Here is a 7,749-nt window from a genome sequence, read left to right on the forward strand (position 1 = left end):
CCTACCATCGCCGACAAGCCCGTTGCTGTCGCCGCACCAAACGTGCTCAGCAAATAGTCGGTGTACAAATCGAGTTCTTTGTTCTTCATGGCGACAGGTTATCGTATGCACTGCGTAACATCAGTTCATAAGTGCGGCTAACAAAACCTTTCTGGCGTTGTTGTGCAAACTTGCCGTACCTACGCACTGTCTGCGTTTGCACGCCTAGCCAGATCTACTTCGTTGGGTTTTGTTAACCACGCCAATAGTCTGGGGCTGTAACCTGTACTGCCGAAAAGCAAAAAGACGCGAAGTGATTCGCGTCTTTTTGCTTTGTGAAGTGCGAAGTTGGCCTATAAGCCGGGTCCTGTGACATGGCGGTTTCCCGCCACCGACAGTCATTCCTCTAGGACGGCCATTACTGGCCGCCTCAAGCAACCTACCCGCAAGCTCAGGGGGCCCCGTCAACGCTTGCCTATTTGGTCTTGCTTCGGATGGGGTTTAGCCTGCCTCGTCCTGTTACCAGTCGAGCGGTGGTCTCTTACACGAAGGTCTTGCGACCCACCACGCCTATTGCAAAGCGCACGCCTTTTCACCCTTGCCACCACGGTTGCCCGCAGTTCGGCGGTTCAGCTCTCTGTTCCACTTTCCGTCGCCTCGCGACGCCTGGCCGTTAGCCAGCATCCTGCCCTATGAAGCCCGGACTTTCCTCCCCCCGCTTGCGCAGGCGGCGACTGTCCGGCCAACTTCGCCTTGCTAGTTTACCACTGCGGTCAAGCCCCCCCCGGTTGTGGGTTGAATAGGCGACTGCGACCAAGCGTCGCAGCACGCTTGTGCATGCAGGCCGTTACAATGTGGCAATGCCACATAACGCCTTAGTTTCCGTCCTCCACCGTTTGGTGTTGCTACGCGCCATGACCATCACGGCCTATGTGGCTGCTGTCTTGTTTGCTGTCCTGGTTTTCCGATGGGCCTTGCCATTGTTGTCGCTGGGATTTGTCTGCCTGGCGCTGATGGCTTACAACCTCCTCAGCCTGCTGCGCCTACGCTTGGCCCGTAAGCAGGGGTACGCCATAACCGCTGCCGAGATAGCCCGCCAGCTCAGCATCGATATTATCGGCCATGGGTTGTGGCTGTTCTTTATCGGCGGGGCAAGTAATCCGTTTACTGCATTGTTTCTACTGCCCCTGGTGATTGCCGCCGCCACATTGCCGGCGCGTTTTGTCTGGCCGCTCACTGGCCTTACCTTGCTCACCTACAGCATCCTGCTGGTGTGGTACCTACCCTTGCCGTTGTCCGATGATTCGATGGCGCAGGCTTTCTTTTTGCATACATTGGGCATGTGGCTGGCCTTTGTGGCAGCAGCACTGATCGTGGCGGGTCTTGTTACCCGCATCGGCCAGCAGCTGCGTAGCCAGGAGCGTGAGCTGGCGGATGCTCGCGAAGCCGGTTTGCGTCATCAGCAAGTGTTGGGTTTAGGTTTGCAGGCTGCCGGTGCTGCGCACAGGTTGGGCACGCCCTTGGCGACTATGACGGTATTGGTGGATGAATTACGGGACGAGCATGTAGCCAACACCAGTCTGAGTGCCGACCTCGACTTGATCCGACAGCAGTTGTACGCTTGCAGGGCTGAGCTTGGGCGGCTGCGGGCAGATTGCGAGCGCCCGGCTTCGCAGCCGGCTGATAAAGCATTGCGGGCACTGATGGACGATTGGCGCGTAGTACGGCCTACCGCCCAAACCGAGGTGGTGGTGCTGGGCACACAGCCACCGGTGGTGACATGGGCTTTCGACCTGCGCCAAGCATTGCTGAACCTGCTCGATAACGCTGCCGATGCAAGTGCAGCATGGCAGCGCGTTTCGCTGGACTGGACGGCCCACAAGCTGCAAATCAGGATTGAAGACCAAGGCCCTGGCTTTGACGGTGTGGTGGTTGAGCCCGGTGGGAGGGGGCTGGGCATGGGTGTCGCCCTGGCTGTGTCGGCGGTGGAGCGTTGTGGTGGCAGGGTGGTTTGGCAAAAGCGTGCAGAAGGCGGCACCGCAGTGGATATCAACCTGCCGCTGGCGGAGGCTTAATGCAGCACATCTTGTTGGTCGATGACGACCCGGCGCTGCTCGCTGTACTACAACGGGCATTCCTGCGACGAGGCTGGCAGGTGAGCACAGCGGTGGATGCGGCTAGTGCGCTTGGCGCTGCGCGGGTTGCTGTGCCTGATTGCGCAGTGGTTGATCTGAAACTGGGCAATGATTCTGGCTTGCGGCTGATACCGTCGTTGATCGATATCGCACCCGATTGCGGTATTGTGATGTTGACAGGCTATGCCAGCATCGCCACGGCCATCGAGGCGATAAAGCTCGGTGCAGTGCACTATCTGGCCAAACCGACCAGCGTGGACGAAATTCTGGCTGCGTTGGAGAAGCTGGCGGGTGATGCCGAGGCCGAAGTGGATGCACAGCCATTGACGGTGGACCGCCTTGAATGGGAGCACATCCAGAAAGTGTTGGTGGAACACGAAGGCAATATCAGCGCCACAGCCCGTGCCTTGAACATGCATCGCCGCACCCTGCAGCGCAAGCTTGTCAAGCGCCCTAGTCCCAACCCGCCAGATCGCAGTTGATTGCGTCACACTAGGGGCATTCCTAATCTGGGGCGGCCGCGTTATGTAGCACTTTGCGTTTAGAATCGTCGCTTGTTTTCGCAAAGGTTTTACCCATGTCTGCAACCAGCCCACTTGATCTCGTTATTGCCGCTGTTCGCGAAGTGGCCGCAACCGAGGTGATGTCGCGTTTCATGCTAGTGGGCGGTAGCCGTAAGGAAGACGGCACACTGTTTACCGAAGCCGACCTCGAAACTCAGCGCGCTTTGGTGGAACGGTTGCCCCGCATCGTGGCCTGCCCGGTATTGGGTGAGGAAATGACGAGTGAAGAACAAGAGGCATTGTGGGAAGCCAACGAACGGATTTGGGTGATTGATCCTATCGATGGCACCACTAACTTCGTGCATGGCCTGCCTTATTTTGCGGTCTCGGTGGCCCTAATGGAACGTGGTCGGCCTGTGCTGGCAGTCATCTACAACCCCGTGGCCGACGAGATGTTTACCGCCGAGGTTGGCAAGGGTGCACACCTTAATGGTCAACCGCTTCCATTGAAGAAGTACGTGCCAATGATGCCGGAGGCGATTGCCGGTGTGGAAGTAAAGTGGCTGGGTGGCAAGCTACCGCAGCGTTTGGCAGCGCTTCCGCCATTTGGCAGCCAGCGGAATTTCGGCGCTTCAACACTGGATTGGTGTTACCTCGCTGCTGGCCGATTCGACATCTACGTCCATGGTGGTCAACGCTTGTGGGATTACGCTGCGGGTTGTCTCATTTTGGCTGAAGCCGGTGGGCAGATGACCAGCCTGTATCACAGCGACTTCTGGGCAGATGATGTCTGGCAACGTTCGGTGATTGCCGCATTGAACCCAGGCTTGTTCGGACAGTGGACGAAGTGGGTTAAGCACAATCTGTAGCGCTCTCTCTCCCGGACTCAGCTGTGCTTCATCGGGGTCGCATTAACCTTGGGACTGAACGTCTAGACTGTATTAAATACGCTCATTGTCCAATTACGCAGCGGGGAGAGAAAATCATGAAAAACCCTGTCTCACTCATTGTTCTGAGCATAGTCAGCGCGCTCGTGGTGAATAGAGCGGCGTTGGCAGACAAGCCTGCTTGGGCTGGGGGTAATAAGCATGGCAAAGACAAGCACGCCGAAAAGCATCATGAAGATCGTGATGATGCGAAGGTAGTGTTCCATTTCGATGATGACGAACGCCGCATTATTGGTGACTACTACGGTAAGCAGGCGAGCAGAGGGAAGTGCCCCCCGGGCCTTGCCAAGAAGAACAATGGTTGTATGCCACCTGGGCAGGCAAAGAAATGGAGCCGGGGGCATCCATTGCCGCCCGACATCCGTTATTACGAGCTGCCGGGTGATTTGTTGAGGCGTTTACCGCCACCACCACCTCGTCACCGCTATGTCCAGATTGCAGGGCACATGCTGTTGATTGCTATCGGCACCAGCATGGTGTTGATGCGGTTGAAGATATTCTTCGCTAAGAACCTGTCTAAAGTCTGCTGTGCGTCGGCAATATGGCGTTGAAAACACCCTCGGAATGCTCATTTACCACTTGTAAACTCCGCTTCCTCAGCTGTTTTCGCCTTATCTTGCCCTAGCTCGCGAGACTTTAGACAGGTTCTAAGTTCTTCTGCTGCAGTTTTGTTTACGATTTGTCGTGAACAGGTTATTTAAAGCCGGTTGCCTCCTTTATCCAGCCCATGCCCCTACGTGGGCTTTTTATTTGCCAAGTGTTGGAGGAATCAGTCGATTTTTCATTTGGCGAGCGATTACTCTATGTTTTTGTAGTTCCATTATCTAAGTTACATAAGCCGCCTCACCAAGAAAGGCGGGTGAAGTACTTCAGTTCAATGGAGAGGAACATTAATGAATCGCATTGCCACCTTGCTGGTGGGGCTGGGCCTCGCTTTTGCCCTTGCTGTGCCCGCTCATGCTTCCACTGGCTACACTCAAACCAAGTATCCCATCGTGCTCGTACACGGCCTGTTCGGTTTTGATCGGGCGCTTGGCGTTGACTACTGGTATCGCATACCTGCCGAACTACAAAAGGATGGTGCGAAGGTCTATGTGGCGCAGGTGTCGGCGGTTAATAGTACTGAGATGCGGGGCGAGCAACTGTTGTCCCAGGTACGGCAGATATTGGCTATCACCGGGGCAGACAAGGTGAACCTGATCGGCCACAGCCATGGCGGCCCGACCGCACGCTATGTGTCGGGCGTGGCACCGCAACTTGTGGCATCGGTGGCGACCGTGGGTGGGGTCAACAAGGGGTCTCGAATTGCCGATATGGTGCGTGGCGCATTGCCTGCGGGGTCTGTATCCGAAACGGTGGCCGCGGGTGTGGCGCGTGGTCTGGCCGGTCTGATTTCATTGGTATCCAACGGTAATGACTTGCCGCAAGACCCGGTGCAGGCGCTGGAAGCGTTGACGACCCAGAAACTGGCGGATTTCAACCAGCGCTTTCCAGGTGGCGTACCGACGAGTGCCTGTGGTGAAGGGGCTTATATCCACAATGGCATTCGCTTTTATTCGTGGAGTGGTGCCAGCATGGTGACCAATATTGCAGACCCGGGCGATAGCATGCTGGGTTTGATGGGCTTGTTGTACGGCAACGCAAACGATGGATTGGTAAGTACATGTTCCAGCCGGCTGGGACAGGTGATTCGCGACGACTACCGTATGAACCATGTCGATGAGATCAACCACTTTTTCGGTTTGGTCCATTTGTTTGAAACCGACCCCGTAACACTCTATCGCCAGCATGCCAACCGGCTGAAGAATGCGGGGCTGTGATGCATAAGTCGGTCTATGCAGTACCTATTTTGGTCGCGGGTGCCGTATTGGCCGCTGTTTGGCCGGCACCGGCACAGCCTGCGCTTGTAATTGACGACAAAGCGCAGCCGTTTGCACCTTCGCTTGTGGGTACGGTGCCTGATGGTATACCGGCCCCGCCTCCTGTTGCGGTGGCCGTCGTTGCGCCTAAACCAGCCCCTCCGCCGCTTGAAACAACCCTGCTGGTGGATGAAAACCTGCGTCGGCTGTTTGACTACTACCTTGCCACCACTGGCGAACAGACACTGCGCAACATCATCACAGCGGTGGAGGCCCAGTTGAACAAGCGCTATGCGGCAGTGGCCGCGAAAGATGCCAAAGCGTTGTTCCGACGTTACCTCTACTTCAAGCGCGCCTTGATAACACTGGATGCCGACACCAGCTTGCAGGGTAATGCGTTGACCATCGCGCGCAAGCGGCTTGATGTATCACGGACGTTACGCGGCCGTTATTTCAGCCCGCAGGAAGTGGCAGGGTTGTTCGGTTGGGAAGACCGTTATGACGACGACGCCATGGCGCGGATGCAGGTCCAGCAAGACACACGCCTTACGGCCGAAATGAAGCACAGCCGTCTTGCCGAATTGGATGCCAAGCTTGACCCAGCCATGCTGGCGGCTCGCCAACAGCCAGTAGAGTATCTGGCGCTGGCTGAGCAAGTAGCAGTAGCACGCAAACAGGGGGCAGACGACGCGGCAGTTTTCCGCTTACGTGCAGCCAGTGTGGGCGAAGCGGCGGCGACGAAGCTGGCGGCGCTGGACCGAGACGAGGCGGATTGGCAACGGCGTATCGACCTCTACCGGCAGGCACTGGTACCGGTACGTAACAATTCGGCGCTTGATGAGAGTCAGCGCCAAGTGGTGGTGGCAGCGATGCGCGAGGCCTACTTCAATGCGCAGGAGCGATTACGTTTGACGGCTTACGAATAAAAAAAGAGGAAGAGGAAGCTGGCAATGCCAGATGAAACGGGGCAGCCAAAAGCTGCCCCGTTTCTTTATCTTTACGCAACCCAGCGAAAGTCGGGCCGGGGGACAAAACAAGTGCTATCCCATTAGCTGCAAGTCGATCAGGCTGACTCGATGGCAAGTCCCGCAGCTGCAGCTTTGTCCCAATCCAACGCGGTATCGAGCGCATTGGCCAGCCGGTCCAGCTCGGCGTCGAGCTGGCTGCGCGCATCGTACTTGGCTTCCACTGTACATCCAGCCCATGCCAGCAGCGCTTGCAGCGCGGCAGGCTGGTCGAACAAACCATGCAGATAGCAGCCCAGCACTTGGCCATCGGCTGAAATCAGGCCATCGTTACGGCCATCATCAAATGTAATCAGCGGTATGCGCTCGGTATCCAGTACTTGGCTATCGCCGTGGTGGATTTCGTATCCCGCTAGCGGAATCCCTTCTGTTTCATTGCCTGCGCCCGGCCTATCTCGCCGCCATTTTCAGTGACGGCGCTATTGAGCGCCATGTTTTGCGGCTTGAAGGGCGCCACCTTCACACCACGTCGGCGTAAAAGCCGGCCTAACGCTGCCACCAAGGTGCTTTTACCAGCGTCGGAAGTACAGCCTTGGATCATCAGCGTAGGCATCGGGTGGGCTCGATAGTGGGGGCGTCGGCTGTCTAGCCGCAGATGCGACTCAACGCCTGGGTCAGTGCTTTGCTATGCAATTCATCAAGGTTTTTGGCGTCCACCTTGGCTTTGGTTTGCTGGGTCAGTCGTTGCTGGCAGTCGGTTTGCTGACGGTCTTGCTGGCTTTGCACCAAGCCTTGCAGCAACCGTGTTTGCAATTGATCCAACCTTGGTCGTACATCCCGGATCAGATCCGGTACTTGGCCGGTTGGGGCCGAGCCGGCTTGCCATTGTTTTATCAGCCCTGCCTGCACCATCTTGTTGGCAGTGATTTGCTGCCGGAATAGCGATTCCACTTCCTGTGCCTGCAATCCTTGCACCCGTCCGGCAGCGACAGCGGTGGCAATGACCAATGCTTCACGGGGTAGGTCTTCGATGGCAATTTGGTTTACGTGCTTGTAATGGGCGACGGTATCGGCAAGTTGCAAGCGTTCAATACTGGCGTCGATCAGCAAGTCGATGTCTGCCGGGGCCGCGTGACCAGGAAGACTGCAGACAGCCAAGCAGGTCAACAGTAAGCCTACCCAGCGTACGGGTTGCAAACAGGTTGGGTTCGATCTCATCGGTAGGAATCTCACAGACTGATGTTACGCAGTGCATACGATAACCTGTCGCCATGAAGAACAAAGAACTCGATTTGTACACCGACTATTTGCTGAGCACGTTTGGTGCGGCGACAGCAACGGGCTTGTCGGCGATGGTAGGT

General features: G+C 56.6%; 9 protein-coding genes, 1 other RNA gene and 1 pseudogene. 6 read left to right on the top strand and 5 right to left on the bottom strand.

The genetic code is table 11. The annotated features are described in order from the left end of the window. Positions 1-319: 319 nt before the first annotated feature. Positions 320-729, bottom strand: an RNA gene (gene rnpB / locus CSQ89_RS18305) — RNase P RNA component class A. A gap of 110 nt (positions 730-839) precedes the next feature. On the opposite strand from rnpB, the gene CSQ89_RS18310 reads away from it, so the two are divergent. The 6 genes from CSQ89_RS18310 to CSQ89_RS18335 all read left to right on the top strand — a co-directional run bounded on the left by CSQ89_RS18310 (position 840) and on the right by CSQ89_RS18335 (position 6,349). Further along, a complete protein-coding gene (locus tag CSQ89_RS18310; protein WP_143747089.1) occupies positions 840-2,054 on the top strand; it encodes an ATP-binding protein in 1,215 nt (404 codons plus the stop codon). Next, complete coding sequence (locus CSQ89_RS18315; protein ID WP_099407520.1) at positions 2,054-2,596, top strand: response regulator transcription factor; 543 nt, start codon at positions 2,054-2,056, stop codon at positions 2,594-2,596. Before CSQ89_RS18310 ends, CSQ89_RS18315 begins: the two co-directional genes overlap by 1 nt. Positions 2,597-2,691: 95 nt before the next feature. After that, complete coding sequence (locus tag CSQ89_RS18320) at positions 2,692-3,486, top strand: inositol monophosphatase family protein (protein ID WP_099407521.1); 795 nt, start codon at positions 2,692-2,694, stop codon at positions 3,484-3,486. Between the two features lie 116 nt (positions 3,487-3,602). Further along, positions 3,603-4,115: an RcnB family protein gene (locus CSQ89_RS18325; protein WP_099407522.1), complete on the top strand. Its 513-nt coding sequence runs from the start codon at positions 3,603-3,605 to the stop codon at positions 4,113-4,115. A gap of 342 nt (positions 4,116-4,457) precedes the next feature. After that, positions 4,458-5,384 carry an esterase/lipase family protein gene (locus CSQ89_RS18330; RefSeq protein WP_099407523.1) on the top strand — a complete coding sequence of 309 codons (927 nt, stop codon included), beginning with the start codon at positions 4,458-4,460 and terminating at the stop codon, positions 5,382-5,384. Then, positions 5,384-6,349: a lipase secretion chaperone gene (locus CSQ89_RS18335; RefSeq protein WP_099407524.1), complete on the top strand. Its 966-nt coding sequence runs from the start codon at positions 5,384-5,386 to the stop codon at positions 6,347-6,349. Before CSQ89_RS18330 ends, CSQ89_RS18335 begins: the two co-directional genes overlap by 1 nt. Positions 6,350-6,486: 137 nt before the next feature. On the opposite strand, the gene CSQ89_RS23300 is transcribed toward CSQ89_RS18335, so the two are convergent. The 4 genes and pseudogenes from CSQ89_RS23300 to aroQ form a co-directional block, all read right to left on the bottom strand. Next, the gene (locus tag CSQ89_RS23300) at positions 6,487-6,690 is read right to left on the bottom strand and encodes a hypothetical protein (RefSeq protein WP_233203305.1); all 204 of its coding nucleotides are present in this window, start codon (positions 6,688-6,690) and stop codon (positions 6,487-6,489) included. Positions 6,691-6,711: 21 nt separating this feature from the next. Continuing rightward, positions 6,712-6,810: pseudogene (locus CSQ89_RS23890) on the bottom strand (hypothetical protein); the annotation flags it as partial. Continuing rightward, the gene (locus tag CSQ89_RS18345; protein ID WP_308418178.1) at positions 6,801-7,001 is read right to left on the bottom strand and encodes a nucleotide-binding protein; all 201 of its coding nucleotides are present in this window, start codon (positions 6,999-7,001) and stop codon (positions 6,801-6,803) included. The pseudogene CSQ89_RS23890 and the gene CSQ89_RS18345, both read right to left, overlap by 10 nt. A 32-nt stretch (positions 7,002-7,033) precedes the next feature. Beyond that, on the bottom strand, positions 7,034-7,585 hold the full coding sequence (aroQ, locus tag CSQ89_RS18350; protein WP_158229037.1) for a gamma subclass chorismate mutase AroQ: 552 nt from the start codon (positions 7,583-7,585) through the stop codon (positions 7,034-7,036). Between the last annotated feature and the right edge of the window lie 164 nt (positions 7,586-7,749).

The sequence above is a fragment of the Chitinimonas sp. BJB300 genome, assembly GCF_002735695.1.
Lineage (GTDB): Bacteria > Pseudomonadota > Gammaproteobacteria > Burkholderiales > Chitinimonadaceae > Chitinimonas.